We start from the raw sequence: 14,694 nt of genomic DNA, 5'->3' as shown, positions 1-14,694 counted from the left end.
ATGGTCTCGGGGCTCTTGCGCGTCCGGCCCGGGGGGCCGTGCTCGGAACTACTTGTGCCGCGGCTTCTTGGGCCGTTCGTCACCGTCGCGACGCGGTGGTGCACCGGTGTCCTTCGACAGCTCGATGAGCTTGCCGGAGATCCGGGTGCCGCGCAGCCGGTCCCAGGCGCCGGCGGGCAGCTCGACGGGGAGGTCGACGAGCGAGTGGTCCATCCGGATGTCGATCCGGCCGAAGTCGGCACGGCCCAGGCCGCCCTCGTTGGCCAGCGCGCCCACGATCTGGCGCGGCTCGACCTTGTGCCGGCGACCGACCGAGATCCGGTACGTCGCCAGGTTCGCGTCGTTGCCCACCCGGCGCGCACGGGCGGGCGGGCCACCCCTCTCGCGGGGCTTGCCGCTGCGCTCGGGCCGCTCCCGGTCGTTGCCCTGGAACGTGCGCGGCGCGGGCTCGGGCAGGGCGTCGAGCAGCAGCGGGCTGTCGGCGTACATCACGGCGGCCAGGGCGGCGGCCACGTCGAGCTCGGGCACGTCGTGCTCACGCACGTAGTGGCCGACGACCTCGCGGAAGAAGTCGAGGCGCTCGGCGTCGGCGCGCATCGTGGTGATCGCGTCGTCGAAGCGGTTGAGCCGCGACTCGTTGATGTCCTCGACGGTCGGCAGCTGCATCTGGGTGATCGGCTGGCGGGTGGCCTTCTCGATCGCGCGGAGCAGGTGCTTCTCGCGCGGGGTGACGAACGCGATCGAGTCGCCCTTGCGGCCGGCCCGGCCGGTGCGGCCGATGCGGTGCACGTAGGAGCCGGGATCGGTCGGGATGTCGAAGTTCACCACGTGGCTGATGCGCTCGACGTCGAGACCGCGGGCAGCGACGTCGGTCGCGACGAGGATGTCGAGCTTGCCGGTGCGCAGCTGGTTGATCGTCCGCTCACGCTGCACCTGCGCCACGTCGCCGTTGATCGCCTGCGCGGAGAAGCCCCGGGCCCGGAGCTTCTCGGCCACGACCTCGGTCTCGCTCTTGGTCCGGACGAACACGATCATGCCCTCGAAGTTCTCCATCTCGAGGATGCGCGTGAGGGCGTCGATCTTCTGGGGGTAGGACACGATCAGGTAGCGCTGGGTGATCGTCGAGACCGTCTGCGTCTTGTTCTTGACGGTGACCTCGACCGGGTCCTTGAGGTGCTTGGCCGTGATGCGGCGGATCGCGGACGGCATGGTCGCGGAGAACAGCGCGACCTGCTTGGTGTCGGGAGTGCCCGAGAGGATCGTCTCGACGTCCTCGGCGAAGCCCATCTTGAGCATCTCGTCGGCCTCGTCGAGCACCAGGAACTTCAGCTCCGACAGGTCGAGCGTGCGCTTCTCCAGGTGGTCCATGATGCGCCCGGGCGTGCCGACGACGACGTGTACGCCGCGACGCAGGGCGGACAGCTGCACGCCGTAGCCCTGGCCGCCGTAGACGGGCAGCACGTGGATGCCGGGCAGCCGGGCGGCGTACTTCTCGAAGGCCTCCGACACCTGGAGCGCGAGCTCACGGGTGGGGGCGAGCACCAGCGCCTGCGGCGACTTCTGCTTGATGTCGAGGTTGGACAGGATCGGCAGTGCGAAGGCGGCGGTCTTGCCCGTGCCGGTCTGCGCGAGGCCCATCACGTCGCGTCCCGCGAGCAGTGGCGGGATCGTGGCAGCCTGGATCGGCGAGGGCACCTCGTAGCCCACGTCGGTCACTGCCTTGAGCACCCGGGCCTCCAGCCCGAGGTCGGCAAAGGTCGGCTGGTCGGTGCTCAAGTCGTCGTCCACCCGTCAACGGTAGTGCTTTGGCGGCTCGGCGGCAGATTCGTGCCGCGTGCGACTCCGCTCACTATGCCACCCGACGTCGCACTCACCGGACCGTTCCGCGGCCTCTGCTGCCGGCGATCCGCCAGCGGATCCCGCACCAGCCGGGGCCGAAGCCGCGGAGCACCAGGTGGCCGGAGCTGCCCGGCGTGTCGAACGGCGTCACCGTCTCCTCGTCGCCGACGCAGGTGTAGGTCTCGTAGCGCAGCGCCGGTGCGGCGGGGTCCACCCGCACCCAGATGACGAGCTCGTTCATGCGGCGGTTCAGATGCAGGTCGAAGCTGGTGTCCCGGACGTCGCGGAGCCCGGTGACGGTGTACTCGGTGAGGGTCGTCTCCCCGCGGCCGAGGGTCCGGTCGAAGATCAGCTCCGCGGCGTACCGCCCCTGGTGCGGCTGCGCCGCCACCCTGCCGAGGCGGCAGCCGAAGACGGGGGTGAAGACAGCCGGATCGGGGTCGTCTCCGTGGGTGTCGACGATGACGACCTGCGGCACCCGGTCGACGCCGTCGTCGTCGGCCCGCCACAGGCCCCGCCAGCTGAGCTGCTCCAACGAGAGGTCGGGCCGCAGGTCGAGGATGACGTGGTTGCTCACCTCGGTGGCGCGGGGCTCCGGTCCGAAGCCCAGCTCGGTGAACAGGCGGGCCACCTCGGCGCCCAGCAGCTCCTCGTAGCCGAGACCGGCTCGTGGTGGGCCGGGCCGGTTCGGGGGTCCGAGCCGGCTGTGCAGGTCACCGGACGACAGGCCGAGCAGGTCCTCCAGGGCGTCGAGCGCTTCCAGGGAGGCGGCCCGCTCCGGTCGGCGCAGGCCGGAGCGCCAGTAGCTCAGCGTCGAGACGCTGACCCTGATGCCGCGGGTCGCCAGCCTCTCCGAGATGCCCTGCAGCGTCAGCCCGCGTGCGGCGATGGCGTGGCTCAGTCGCATCGGGAAGGTGGCGTCGTCACCGTCGTCGTGCATGGGACCCCCCGGCTCCGTGTACGTCGCACTGTTCACATGCTTTTCACAGGTTAGGCCAACGGGGTGTGATTTCGGCTTGCCTACCCTGAACCCAGGCGAGGCGCCGGATTACCGGGGGGATTCCGGCGCCTTGCACCACCTCCCGCCCGGATGAGGTGGCGAAACTCGCGCGACAGCCATCTGCCGCGGTCGCACACTGGGCCGGTGGACACTATCTCCCTCCCGCCCGAGGCGCTCCCGGCCGGACTCAGCAGCCGCCCTCTGGTCGCCGGCGACGCACCCGCTGTCTTCGAGGTGATGGCCGCGGTCGAGCTCGCCGATCTCGGTGTCGTCGACATCGAGGAGGCCGACATCGTCGCCGACTGGCAGCGCCCCAGCTTCGACGTCACCACCTCCACGATCGGGGTGTTCGACGGCGACCGGCTGGTCGGCTACGCCGAGGTCTCCGGGCACGATCGCGGCGACGCAGCCGTGCATCCCGACGTGCAGGGCCGCGGCATCGGCACCGCCCTCGCCGGCTGGATGCAGACGAGAGTGCGCACCCGGGGCGGTCACCGGATCGGCATGCCGGTGCCCGAGGGGTCGTCGGGCGACCGGCTGCTGGCCGCCCTGGGCTACCACGTGCGGTGGACGAGCTGGATCCTCAAGCTGCCCCGGGAGCGCACGATCGTCGACCGCGCCCTGCCCGAGGGGTACGTCGTACGCCAGGCAACCGAGGCCGACCGGCGTGCGGTGTGGACGGTCATCGAGGACGCCTTCCTCGAGTGGTCCGACCGTGAGCGCCAGTCGTTCGAGGACTGCGCCGCCGGCATGTGGCTGCGGCCGGGCTTCGAGCCGTGGAACATCCGCGTCGTCACCGACGCCGGCGGTGAGGTCGTCGGCACGGCGTTCGTCGTGAAGGCCGGCGAGGAGGCCTGGGTCGACCGGCTCGCCGTACGCCGCGACCAGCGCCACCGGGGCCTGGCCCAGGTGCTGCTCGTGGACTCCTTCGCCGTGGGCCGCGAGCACGGCTGCCAGGCGTCGTGCCTCTCCACCGACTCCCGGACCGGCGCCCTGTCGCTCTACGAGAAGGTCGGCATGGAGGTCACGGGCGTGTGGGTCAACCGCGCCATCGAGGTCTGACGCGCCGGGTAGTCCGGTGCAAAATGGGGCTGCATGGGCCCAGAAGGCCCCGGATTGCCCCGGACTACCCAGCGATCAGGGGTGGGGTGGGGTGGTCGGTGAGAGCTCCGACTCGACACCCTCGTCGCCGACGTCGGCAGAGTAATCGTCGTCCTGCGTCTGGTCGACGCCCTCGTCGACCTCCATCGCCCGCAGCACGACCGTCAGCACGATCGCGACGAGCAGGTTCAGCAGGAAGGCGACCAGGGCGATGTAGACCTTCGTCTCGGTGAAGGGGATCGTCGTGAGCGGTCCGCCGAAGTGCGAGCCGGGGTCGCCGGGCACCTCGACGCCGTACGCCGTCCAGGTGCCGTAGACCATGCCGACCGCCCACCCGGCGAGCAGCGCCCATCGGTGGAACCAGCGGGTGTAGAGCCCCGCGACGATCGCGATCATCGTCTGGAGGATCCACACCCCGCCGAGCAGCTGCAGGTTGATGGCGAACTGCTTGGGCAGGCCGAGCACGAAGATCAGCGCGCCGAGCTTCACGCCGAGCGACATCACCTTCGACTGCTTGGCCTCCTGCTGCGGTGTCGCGGCGGGGTTGATGTAGGCCTTGTAGAGGTTGCGGGTCCACAGGTTGGCCGCCGCGATCGACATGATCGCCGCCGGCACCAGCGCGCCGATGCCGATCGCCGCGAACGCGACCCCGGCGAACCAGCTCGGGAACTCGTTCTCGAACAGCTGCGGCACCGACTGCTGGGCGTTCTCGACCTTGACCCCCGCCGCGATGGCGACGAAGCCGAGGAGGGCGAGCAGCCCCAGCAGGAAGGAGTACGCCGGCAGCAGGGCCGCGTTGCGCCGGATGACCGAGCGGTTCTTGGTGGACAGCACGGCCGTGACCGAGTGCGGGTACATGAACAGCGCCAGCGCCGAGCCGAGGGCCAGGGACGCATAGGCCCAGTGCGCGGCCGCCGGCGGCATCATCGCCTTGCCCGCCACGTCGCCGGCCGCGATGGCGTCGGCGTTCTCGGCGTTGAAGGCGTCGAAGTTGTCCTGGGCGGCGCTGAAGATGGAGTCCCAGCCGCCCAGCTGGGAGGGCAGGTAGAACACCGCGACGATGATCACGACGTAGATCAGGATGTCCTTGACGAACGCGATCAGCGCCGGTGCCCGCAGGCCGCTGGAGTAGGTGTAGGCCGCGAGCACGGCGAACGCGACGAACAGCGGCAGGTGCTGGACGACCCAGGCGGCGTCCTCCCCTGCCTGCAGGCCCATCACCTGGAGGACGACCTCGATGCCGACCAGCTGCAGGGCGATGTAGGGCATCGTCGCGAGGATGCCGGTGAGCGCCACGGCGGTCGCGAGCGGGCGGCTGTCGTAGCGGCCCTGCACGAAGTCGGCCGGCGTGATGTAGCCGTGCCGGTGCGAGACCGACCACAGCCGGGGCAGGAACAGGAAGATCAGCGGGTAGACCACGATCGTGTAGGGCACGGCGAAGAACCCGACCGCGCTGCCGGCGTACAGCGTGGCGGGCACGGCGATGAAGGTGTACGCCGTGTAGAGGTCGCCCCCGATGAGGAACCAGGCGATGAACGTGCCGAAGCCGCGCCCGCCCAGGCCCCACTCGTCGAGGTTGTCGAGCTTCTCGGCACGCCGCCAGCGCGCGGCCGCGAAGCCGAGCACCGTGACGAGCAGGAAGAAGAAGACGAAGATGCTGACCGCGATGCCGTCCATCAGCGCACCTTCCGATCACGGTCGGTGGACTTGGCCAGGTAGTAGGCCGCCACGGTCAGCACCGCCGACATCGGGATCAGCGCGAACTGGAACCAGAAGTAGAACGGGAATCCGAGCAGGGTCGGATCGGTCTTGTCGTAGATGCCCACGAGCAGCGGCAGGATCACTGCCGGCGCCAGCAGCAGGCAGATGAGTGCCCACGTGCGGTTCATCGTCACCTCCGAGAGAAAGGAACCGCAGTACCCTAGCCGACCGTGACCGCGCTCACATCAGCTCGGCTCGGCGCCGGTCGAGGAATGTCCGCTGGGCCTCGTTGTCGATGAGGGCGATCGCCGCGTCGTACGCCGCCCGGGCCTCCGCGTGCCTGCCCAGCCGACGCAACAGGTCGGCCCGGGTGGCCTGCCACGCGTGGTAGGCCACGAGGTCGAGGCGCTCGACCAGGGCCAGCGCCACCTCGGGGCCCTCGAGCTCGGCCACCGCGACGGCGCGGTTGAGGGCGACCACCGGCGAGGGGGCGATGCGGGCGAGCTGGTCGTAAAGCGCGGCGATCTGCCCCCAGTCGGTGTCGGCCACGGTCGCGGCGTCGGTGTGCACCGCGTTGACGGCCGCCTGGATCTGGTAGGGCCCGGGGCGGTTGAGGGCGAGGCACGCGCGGACCAGCTCGTGGCCCTCCTCGATGAGGTCGCGTCGCCACAGGGTGCGGTCCTGCTCGTCGAGCGGCACGAGGCTCCCGTCGCTGACGCGAGCCGGACGGCGGGCGTGGGTGAGCAGCATCAGGGCCAGCAGGCCGGCCACCTCGGGGTCCTGGGGCAGCAGCACCCGCAGCAGGCGGGCCAGCCGGATCGCCTCCTCGCAGAGGTCGTCGCGCACCGACTCCGCGCCCGCGGTCGCGAGGTAGCCCTCGTTGAAGACGAGGTAGACCACCGCGAGCACGCCCGCCGTACGGGCGGGGAGGTCCTCGGCCCGCGGCACCCGGTAGGGCACCTTGGCGGCCTTGATCTTGGCCTTGGCCCGGGTGATCCGCTGCGCCATCGTCGTCTCGGGCACGAGGAACGCCGCGGCGATCTCCGGCACGGTCAGGCCGGTGATGAGCCGGAGGGTGAGGGCCACCCGGGCGGCCGGAGCCAGTGCCGGGTGGCAGCAGGTGAAGACCAGCCGGAGCCGGTCGTCCTCGACCGCGCCGTGGTCGGGTGGTGGGGTGTCGTCGTAGGTCATGGCTGCCTGCCGATGCCGGTCGTCGCGCTGGGACTCACGGCGGATGCGGTCGATGGCCTTGCGGTGGCCGGTGGTGGTCAGCCACCCGCCAGGGTTCGGGGGGATCCCGTCACCTGGCCATCGCTCCATCGCCGTCACGAGCGCCTCACCGGCCGCCTCCTCGGCGATGTCGAGGTCACCGAAGCGGCGGGCCAGCGAGGCGACGACGACGGCGTACTCCTCGCGGAAGATCCGGGAGATCTCCTCGGAGGTGTCCGCGTCGCCCGGCGCTCGCATCAGGCCGGCTCCTCCTGGAAGGGCCGGACCTCGACCTTGCCCTGGCAGGCCTTGGAGCCCTGCGCCGCCCAGTCGAGCGCGGCGTCGAGGTCGGCGGCCTCGATGACCCAGAAGCCACCGAGGAACTCCTTGCTCTCGGCGAACGGGCCGTCGGTCATCACCGGCTGGTCACCGGTGCCGTCGACCGTGGTGGCGGCCTCGATCGGGTGCAGTCCACCGGCGAAGACCCACGCCCCCGCGGCCCGGACCTTCTCGTTGAAGCGGTCGACCGCCTCGAACACGCTCTGCATCTCCTCCGGCTTGAGCTCGGGGTCGTCGACCGAGCCGTGTACCGACAGCAGGTACTGGGACATGGTGTTCCTCCTTGTGCGGGAGAGGCCCGGTTGGCCTCCCTTCACCCATCCCACGAACGGGACCGGGCGAATACGACACTCTGCCAAAGGATCGCCCCGACGAGCTCGTCCGTCAGCGCCGGAGAGCGATCGCCTCGGTCAGCGCGACGACTCGCGCAGTGTGGCGCCGCGCGCACCGCGCACCGTCAAGGCGGCGCTGACGAAGGCCACGATGCCGAGTACGACGGCCGCCAGGGCGGTGAGCACGACGAGCCGGAGCGGGTCGATGCTGGCGATGAGGTGCGGCGTGCTCAGCTCGTCGACGTAGCCCAGGGTGACCGTGCGCAGCACGACGTACTGCGAGAGCGTGCCGGCGAGGATGCCGGCCACCGCGGCGCCGCCGAGCACGGCAGCGAGCTCACGGGCCGCCGCCGACATCACCGCCCGGCGCGGCACGCCGACCACCCTGAGCGCGGCGGCGTCGCGGCGCCGGGCGGGCAGCTGCACGGCGGTGGAGACGACCAGGCCGGCCAGCGCCATCAGGAGCACCAGCACCGCGACGACGGCGTAGAGGCGGAGCGCCAGGGCGTAGGCGCCCTGGTCGAGGGTGTGTCGCTCCTCGTCCAGGGTGGACGCGACGGTGAGCCCCTGCGCGGAGAGCGCGTCACGGAGCTCGGCGGGCGCGCCGTCGCGCACCAGCACGCGCACGTCGAAGAAGTCGTCGTAGAGCGCCTCGTCGCTCGTCAGCTGGGTGACGTCGACCAGGACGCCGCGGGGCCCGAGGAAGGGCGTGCTCTCGGCCGTCCCGACCGGCTCGAGCGGTACGCCGCCGGGCACACCGGCGTAGCCGCGCACCGCCGACTCCTCCACCTCGACGCCGCGCAGCACCGGCCTGGCCTGCGCGAGACCGCCGGTGGCCAGCCGGACCGCCTGGGGCTCCCCACCGGTGTCGAGATGCACGGCCAGGGTGGAGCCGGTCTGCAGCGCGACGTCGACACCGTCGGCGAGCGCAGGCGACGGCACCCAGCCGGCCCCGTCGAAGGCACCGGGCACCGCCGCCCCGTCGACGGTGAGGTCGCTGAGGGTCACCGCCCCGGTCATCTCGAGTGCGGTGGCCGCGCCGCCCCCGAGGGTGAGGCCCTCGAGCAGGCAACCGTCCTGGCACGGCACCCGGCGGGCGACGGTGCTCGTGCCGATCTCGAACGGACCGAGGTAGGCGCGCTCCGGCACACCGGCCCGCTCCCCGAGCCGAAGCTCGACCCACACCGGCGTGGCCAGCTGGTTGTCGAGGGTGAGCGAGACGTCGCGGCCCTCGACGACGGGCACGTCGCCCTTCGGCCCGATCAGGTCAGCCACCTGCTCGACGTCGAGGCCGGGTGTCCACGACTCGGGCCACTGCGCGACCGCGGCCAGTCGCGGTGCGTCGACGGCGGAGAGGAGCAGGCCGGGGCTGGCGACACTGGCCGCGGCCATCGCCCAGCGTCCGTCGGGGTCGACCTCGTGCGTCAGCGCGACCGTGTCGCGCACCGGCAGCGGCGAGGACCACACGCTGTCTGCGGGCGAGGCGGTCGCGGCCACCGAGTCCCGCCACGTCGCCGCGGAGCCGAAGACGCCGGCGCCGAAGACCGCGACGGCGATGGCCGCGGTCAGCGGAAGGATCACCAAGGTGCCCTCCTGGCGCCGCGAGATCGCGCGGGAGGCCACGAACCCGCTCAGCGACCGGCTGCCGGCGCGGCGCCGGGTCCACCACCGCGCCACCACCGCGATGAGGTGGGTCGCGCCGAGTCCCGCCACCACCGCGAGCAGCACCGGCAGCACCAGGTCGGTGACGTCGGGGTCGGCCTGTGCGGCGCTGCCCAGCAGCTTGCTCGCGAGTACGGCGCCCGCCAGCGCCACCAGGACCAGCTGGACGATGAGCCCGACCCGGCCGGTGGCCGCGGGGCGGCGTACGCCCGTGAGCTGGGAGGCCAGCGAGACCCTCAGCACCAGCCGCACCGCCAGGACGCTCACCGCGACCGCGCCCAGGACCACGACCGCCCCGGCGGCGACGCTCGCCCAGGGCAGCGGGACCGGCAGCTCCGGCACCAGCCAGGTCCGCACCAGCACCCACGACAGGACGTAGCCCAGGGTGGCGCCCACCGGAACCGAGACCGCGATCAGCCCCAGCGGCTCGGCGACGCCGAGACCCCAGAGGCGGCGCGCTCCCAGCCCGCGCAGGGAGGCCAGTGCGAGCTCCGGCACCCGCAGCTCGCACGCGGCCATCATCAGCCGCATCAGCAGGGCGAGCGCGACGAGCAGCAGCGAGAGCACGGCCGGCCCGATCGAGGATCGCGCGGTCGCCTGCTGGAGTCGCACCTCGCGGTCGATGGCCGGGAGGTCGTTGAGGTCGTTGGTGCCGGTCATCGACCCGCCGGCCACGCCGAGCGTGGCCTTCAGGGAGTCGTCGGCGCTGACGCTCGCCTGCCTGACGTCGGCCAGCGTCGCGTCCGGCGGCACGTCGAGCGGCACGTCGACGTGGGCGACCCACTCTCCGTCGGGGACGACGTCGAACGTGTCGACCACAGTGAGGAACGGCGCCGGCCGAGGAGGGATCACCGTCTCGGTCACGTCGTCGAAGCGCAGCGGGGTGCTCGACAGCTGCGTGGCGTCGAACCACCAGTCGACCTGCTCCTCGTCCGGTGCGGTGTAGGTGCCCACCACGGTCATCGACGTCAGCGGGCTCTCCGCCGGATCCACTGCGTCGGGGTGAGGCTTGCCGATGGGCAGCGGCACCTGCTGCCCGACCTCGAGGCCGAGCTCCTCGAGGTCGCTGCCGAGGACCAGCACGTCGCCGGGAGCCGAGGGGCAGCGGCCCTCGATGACGAGGTGGTCGCACTGGCCGGGGCGCGCCCGGAAACGGAACTCCACGCCGCCGAGGCCGGTGTAGCGGCGGCTGACGAGCTCCCCGACCGGATCGCCGAACGGGCCGACGCTGTTGCGCGCCGCCGTGGTCTCGGCCTCCGCCAGCACGTCCTCGGGCGGGTCGTTCACTCCCTGGCTCGTGTCGAGCGACCACGAGAGGCCGGTGAGCTGCGGCGGGGCCGCGTTGAGCCGCGCGGAGAGGTAGGAGTTGGTGACCGCCTCGGCGAAGATCGGGCCGAGCACGGCCGAGCCGATGGCCAGCGCGGTGAGCAGCACCGACCCCAGGGACAGCAGCAGCCGGGCCCGCATCCCGCGCAGGACGGTGCCGACGAGGGTGCTCATAGGTCCACCAGGCCGGCGCCCGCGACGCCGGTGCCCGTGACGCCGGTGCGCAGCGTGGCCGGGCGGGTGAGCCCATCGGGCAGGTCGCGCGCGCGGGTGCCGAGCGCGAGCACGGCGACCGCGGCGAACAGCGCCGTCGCGACGAGCAGCCACCACTGCACGCCGGTGTCGACGGGAACGTCGAAGGCGGGTACGGCGACCAGTCGCAGGTGCGAGAGCAGGAAGCGGACGGCCACCCACCCGCCGGTCAGGACGCCGACCGCCGTCACCCCGGCCAGCAGGCCCAGCTCGAGCCTCCCTGCGCGCCGGGCCGTGCCGAGGGGGACGCCGACCACCCGCAGCGCCGCCACCTGGGCGCGGTGCTCGGCGCGTTGCCGGCCGACGGAGCCGGCGAGCGCGATGAGGGCGACCAGGAGGCAGGCGCCGGCCATCAGCACGTAGACGCTGGCCTGCTGCGCCCCCGAGGCGGCGTACGCCGCCTGCCGGGCCGACCCCACGGTCCGGGCGCCGGTGCCGGCCTCGTCGAGGAGCGCGGCGACCAGCTCGTCCGGGGTCCCCGGGCCGACCACGACCCCGACCTCGGCGGCGGGCACGGTCGGGTCGTCGCCGACCAGCGCGCTGGGCAGGTCCGCCAGCAGCCCACCGGCCGCCACGAACGGCAGCGCGTCGACACTGCCGCGCAGGTCGAGGGGGCGGTCGCGACCGCCAGGGGTGTCGATGGCGTCCTCGGTGACGGTGCCACGGGTGGCGATCGCGGGCAGTGCCCCGGAGCCGGCGGCGACGACCACCTCGGGCGAGCCGTCGGGCAGGCCGTTGAGCTGCAGGCCGTCGGGTCGGTTGACCACGACCCGGTCGTATCGCGGCGCATCGACCCGCGGCCCCGGCACGTAGGTCTGGTCCAACAGGTCGACGTCCCCGAACCTCAGGCGGGTGACCAGCACGGACAGGCTCGGGCTGGGGAAGGCCTCCCACGCGGTGTACGCCGGCTGGTCGCCGACGGTGTCGCGGCGAACCGGAAACGTCGCCTCGGCGCGGATGCTCCGCAGCACGCAGGACCGGGCGCAGTCGCTCACCGGCACCCTGACCCCGCCGCTGTCCCTCCCGGCCGCGAAGCGGAACGACGCCTCGGCCGACGCCGTCGTGGACTGGTCGTCGAGGTAGTCGATCGTGATCCGCACGCCGTGACGCTGGTCGAGCTCGTGCAGGTTCCTCACCTCGACCTCGAGGCCGATCCCGGTGAGGACCTGCGGCTCCTCGCCGGTGGCCAGACCGGCCACCCGGTCCGCCGCCCCGCCGGCAGGAGTGCCGTCGAGGAAGCCGCCCGCCACCGCGGCGTAGCGGGACACGTCGACGAACGTCCGCCGGTCGCGCGCGTCCAGGTAGTCGGTCACGGAGGCGACCGCCATCAGGTGCCGGCCCTCCGGGTCGAGCGCGCGGCTGGTCGAGAGCGCCTCCAGCGCGCTGCCCTCGATCGGCACGAACTGCGCGCCGCCCACCCGCAGCCGGGCACTGTCGTCGGCCCAGCTCGCGACGGCCAGCGCACCCGTGAGGGTCAGCGCCGCCAGCACGCTCGCTGCCACCAGCAGGCGCACCGGGGCGGCGCCGTCGGCGGACCGGCCGAGACGGCGTACGGCGAGGAAGGGGGCGAGTCCCGAGCCGGCCGTGCGTCCGGCGAGACGACTCGCGGCGAAGCGCACGAGCCAGCCGGTCACCAGGCCGCTGGCGAGTGCCACCAGCGCGGGTCCGGCGAGCACCACGGCGTCGGGATCGCGGGCGTCGCCCGCCCCGGCGCGGTAGCAGGCCACGACGGCGCCCACGACCACCAGGACGCTGAGGAAGGTCGCGGTGGTGCCGGGTCGTCGCGGCCTCTCGGCGATGCTCACCTGGGCGAAGAGCGGCTCGCGCAGGCCCCCCGCGAAGCCCGCGCCGGCCGCGGCCAGGCCACCCAGGGCGACGAGTGCGGCGATCCCGACCGACGTGGCGTCGAGCGGTGCCGCCGCCTCGTCGAGCCACCGGTCCGTGAGGACGACGGTCGCGGCGGCGCCGAGGAGGACGCCGCCGAGCAGGCCGGCGAGCACCGCCAGCCCCGGTTCGGCGAGGAGGGCGACCGCCAGCCGGAGGCCGCGGACGCCGCGGAGCCGGTGCAGGCCGATCTCCTCGCGTCGACGCGACGCCAGGGCGCGACCGGTCTCGGCGATCGCCACGGCCCCCAGGAGATAGAGGGGCAGCGCCAGCCAGGGCGAGGGGCCGGCCGCGTCGGCGAAGCGGGTCACCGCGACCGCGCCGCCGACCACGACGACCGTCATCGCGACCAGCGCCAGGAGCGTCCCGCGCCGCGACCAGGCGCCGCGAAGGACTCGGGTCACGTGAGCCGGCCCTCGTCGAGGGAGTAGTGCAGGTCGCAGGACGCCACGACGGCCGGGTCGTGGGTGGCGACCACGACGATGCCGCCGCGCTCCGCCTCGGCGCGCAGCTCGGCCAGGACCAGTCCGCGGTTGCCCTCGTCGAGCTCGCTGGTCGGCTCGTCGGCGAGCAGGACGGCCGCGCCGGGCACGAACCCGCGGGCGCAGGCGACGCGCTGCATCTGTCCGCCGGAGAGCTCCTCGACCTGCCGGTCGCCGAGGTCGGCGATGTGGAAGCGGGCGAGGGCCGCCTCGGCGCGCTCGTCGGCCTCGGCCGGGTCGACACCGCGAGCGCGCAGCGCGATGGAGACGTTCTCGCGCGCCGACAGGATCGGCACGAGCCCGTAGACCTGGAGCACGAACGCCACGTCCGGGCGCGGGTCCCCCGTGCCCTGCCACATCGAGCGGCCGTCGTACGACGTGGTGCCGGCGGTCGGCTCGAGCAGGCCGCCGGCGATGGAGAGCAGGGTGGTCTTGCCGGAGCCGGAGGGGCCGGACAGGGCGACCAGCGTGCCGGCCGGGAACGTCACCGAGACGTCGTCGAGCAGCTTCCGGCCCACGGTGTAGGTGATCCCGGTCGCCTCGAGCCCGGTCACTGGGTCTCCTCGTCGGCGCGCGAGATGACGAGCTTGCCGGTGCCCTCGTCCTCGATGCGCACCAGCGTGCCGGGCCGCCACTCGGCCGAAAGGTGCCCGGGCAGGTGCAGGTCGCCATCGGCGCCGATGACGACGTACTCCGACCCGTCGCGGCCCTCGGCCCCGACCCGACCGCCCTTCATGGTGACCGTGCGCGGGAACGTCGCCGCGACCTCCGGCTGGTGCGTCACCACCACGATGGTCGTGCCGAAGTCGTCGCCGACGGAGTGCAGCAGGTGCAGCACGTGGTCGCGGTCCTGGTGGCTGAGCTGGCTGGTGGGCTCGTCGGCGAGCAGCAGCTCGGGCCCGGTGGAGACCGCACAGGCCAGGGCAAGCCGCTGCCGCTGCCCGCCCGACATCGTCGAGACGGTCTGGTCGGCCTGGTCGTCGAGGCCGACGCGGCCGAGCAGCTCGCTGTCGAGCATCGCGTCCCGGCGGTCGGCCGCCGAGAGCGCGAGTCGGGCGAAGCCGATGTTCTGCCGGGCGGTCGCGTAGGGCAGGAGGTTGCGGGTCGCGCCCTGCAGCATCGTCGAGACGCTGCGCGACCGGATCCGGGCGAGATAGCGCTCGCCCATCCGGGAGATCTCCTCGTCGCCGAGGAAGATCCGCCCGGCGCTGGGTCGCTGGATACCGCCGAGCAGCTGGAGCAGCGTCGACTTCCCTGACCCGCTCGGGCCGAGGAACGCCACCCGCTCCCCCGGCGCTATCGCCAGGTCGACGCCGCGCAGGGCGACGACGTCGTGCCCCTCGAAGGTCCGGTAGAGGTGCACGACGCCCTGACAGCGCACCCCGATCCCCCGGGCGCGGGGGTCCCGCTCGTCCCCGTCGGCCGCGCGCGCGGGCACCGCGGACCCGCTTCGACCTGTTCGCACCCCGTGTCCCCTTCCGAACCCGGACAACCTACCGACGACAGCCGTTCACACCAGTCCGCGGCGGCCGGGTGTTACCGAACCGTGGCATGCCCGGATGCGGCC

General features: G+C 73.0%; 11 protein-coding genes. 1 reads left to right on the top strand and 10 read right to left on the bottom strand.

The window, feature by feature from the left end:
* Nucleotides 1-48: 48 nt before the first annotated feature.
* Nucleotides 49-1,788, bottom strand: coding sequence for a DEAD/DEAH box helicase (locus tag ACP7BP_RS21230; protein ID WP_426247677.1), 1,740 nt, complete (start codon nt 1,786-1,788; stop codon nt 49-51).
* An 82-nt stretch (nt 1,789-1,870) separates the two neighbouring features.
* On the bottom strand, nt 1,871-2,779 hold the full coding sequence (locus tag ACP7BP_RS21225) for a helix-turn-helix domain-containing protein (protein ID WP_426247676.1): 909 nt from the start codon (nt 2,777-2,779) through the stop codon (nt 1,871-1,873).
* Nucleotides 2,780-2,983: 204 nt separating this feature from the next.
* On the opposite strand from ACP7BP_RS21225, the gene ACP7BP_RS21220 reads away from it, so the two are divergent.
* Nucleotides 2,984-3,901, top strand: coding sequence for a GNAT family N-acetyltransferase (locus tag ACP7BP_RS21220; RefSeq protein ID WP_426247674.1), 918 nt, complete (start codon nt 2,984-2,986; stop codon nt 3,899-3,901).
* A 75-nt stretch (nt 3,902-3,976) separates the two neighbouring features.
* On the opposite strand, the gene mctP is transcribed toward ACP7BP_RS21220, so the two are convergent.
* From mctP to ACP7BP_RS21180, 8 genes are all read right to left on the bottom strand, one after another.
* Nucleotides 3,977-5,617 carry a monocarboxylate uptake permease MctP gene (mctP, locus tag ACP7BP_RS21215; protein WP_426247672.1) on the bottom strand — a complete coding sequence of 547 codons (1,641 nt, stop codon included), beginning with the start codon at nt 5,615-5,617 and terminating at the stop codon, nt 3,977-3,979.
* Nucleotides 5,617-5,829, bottom strand: coding sequence for a DUF3311 domain-containing protein (locus tag ACP7BP_RS21210; RefSeq protein WP_426247670.1), 213 nt, complete (start codon nt 5,827-5,829; stop codon nt 5,617-5,619). Before ACP7BP_RS21210 ends, mctP begins: the two co-directional genes overlap by 1 nt.
* A gap of 52 nt (nt 5,830-5,881) precedes the next feature.
* The gene (locus ACP7BP_RS21205; RefSeq protein ID WP_426247668.1) at nt 5,882-7,108 is read right to left on the bottom strand and encodes an RNA polymerase sigma factor; all 1,227 of its coding nucleotides are present in this window, start codon (nt 7,106-7,108) and stop codon (nt 5,882-5,884) included.
* Entirely contained in the window at nt 7,108-7,461 is a 354-nt protein-coding gene (locus ACP7BP_RS21200) for a YciI family protein (RefSeq protein ID WP_426247666.1), read from the bottom strand. The genes ACP7BP_RS21205 and ACP7BP_RS21200 overlap by 1 nt, the downstream gene beginning before the upstream one ends.
* A gap of 138 nt (nt 7,462-7,599) precedes the next feature.
* Complete coding sequence (locus tag ACP7BP_RS21195) at nt 7,600-10,683, bottom strand: FtsX-like permease family protein (protein WP_426247664.1); 3,084 nt, start codon at nt 10,681-10,683, stop codon at nt 7,600-7,602.
* Entirely contained in the window at nt 10,680-13,049 is a 2,370-nt protein-coding gene (locus ACP7BP_RS21190; RefSeq protein WP_426247662.1) for a hypothetical protein, read from the bottom strand. Before ACP7BP_RS21190 ends, ACP7BP_RS21195 begins: the two co-directional genes overlap by 4 nt.
* Nucleotides 13,046-13,681, bottom strand: coding sequence for an ABC transporter ATP-binding protein (locus ACP7BP_RS21185; RefSeq protein ID WP_426247660.1), 636 nt, complete (start codon nt 13,679-13,681; stop codon nt 13,046-13,048). Before ACP7BP_RS21185 ends, ACP7BP_RS21190 begins: the two co-directional genes overlap by 4 nt.
* Nucleotides 13,678-14,592: an ABC transporter ATP-binding protein gene (locus tag ACP7BP_RS21180; RefSeq protein WP_426247658.1), complete on the bottom strand. Its 915-nt coding sequence runs from the start codon at nt 14,590-14,592 to the stop codon at nt 13,678-13,680. The genes ACP7BP_RS21185 and ACP7BP_RS21180 overlap by 4 nt, the downstream gene beginning before the upstream one ends.
* Nucleotides 14,593-14,694: the final 102 nt, after the last annotated feature.

It is taken from the genome of Nocardioides sp. LHG3406-4 (assembly GCF_049897745.1).
GTDB lineage: Bacteria > Actinomycetota > Actinomycetes > Propionibacteriales > Nocardioidaceae > Nocardioides.
This window is presented reverse-complemented; position numbering and strand designations above follow the sequence as displayed.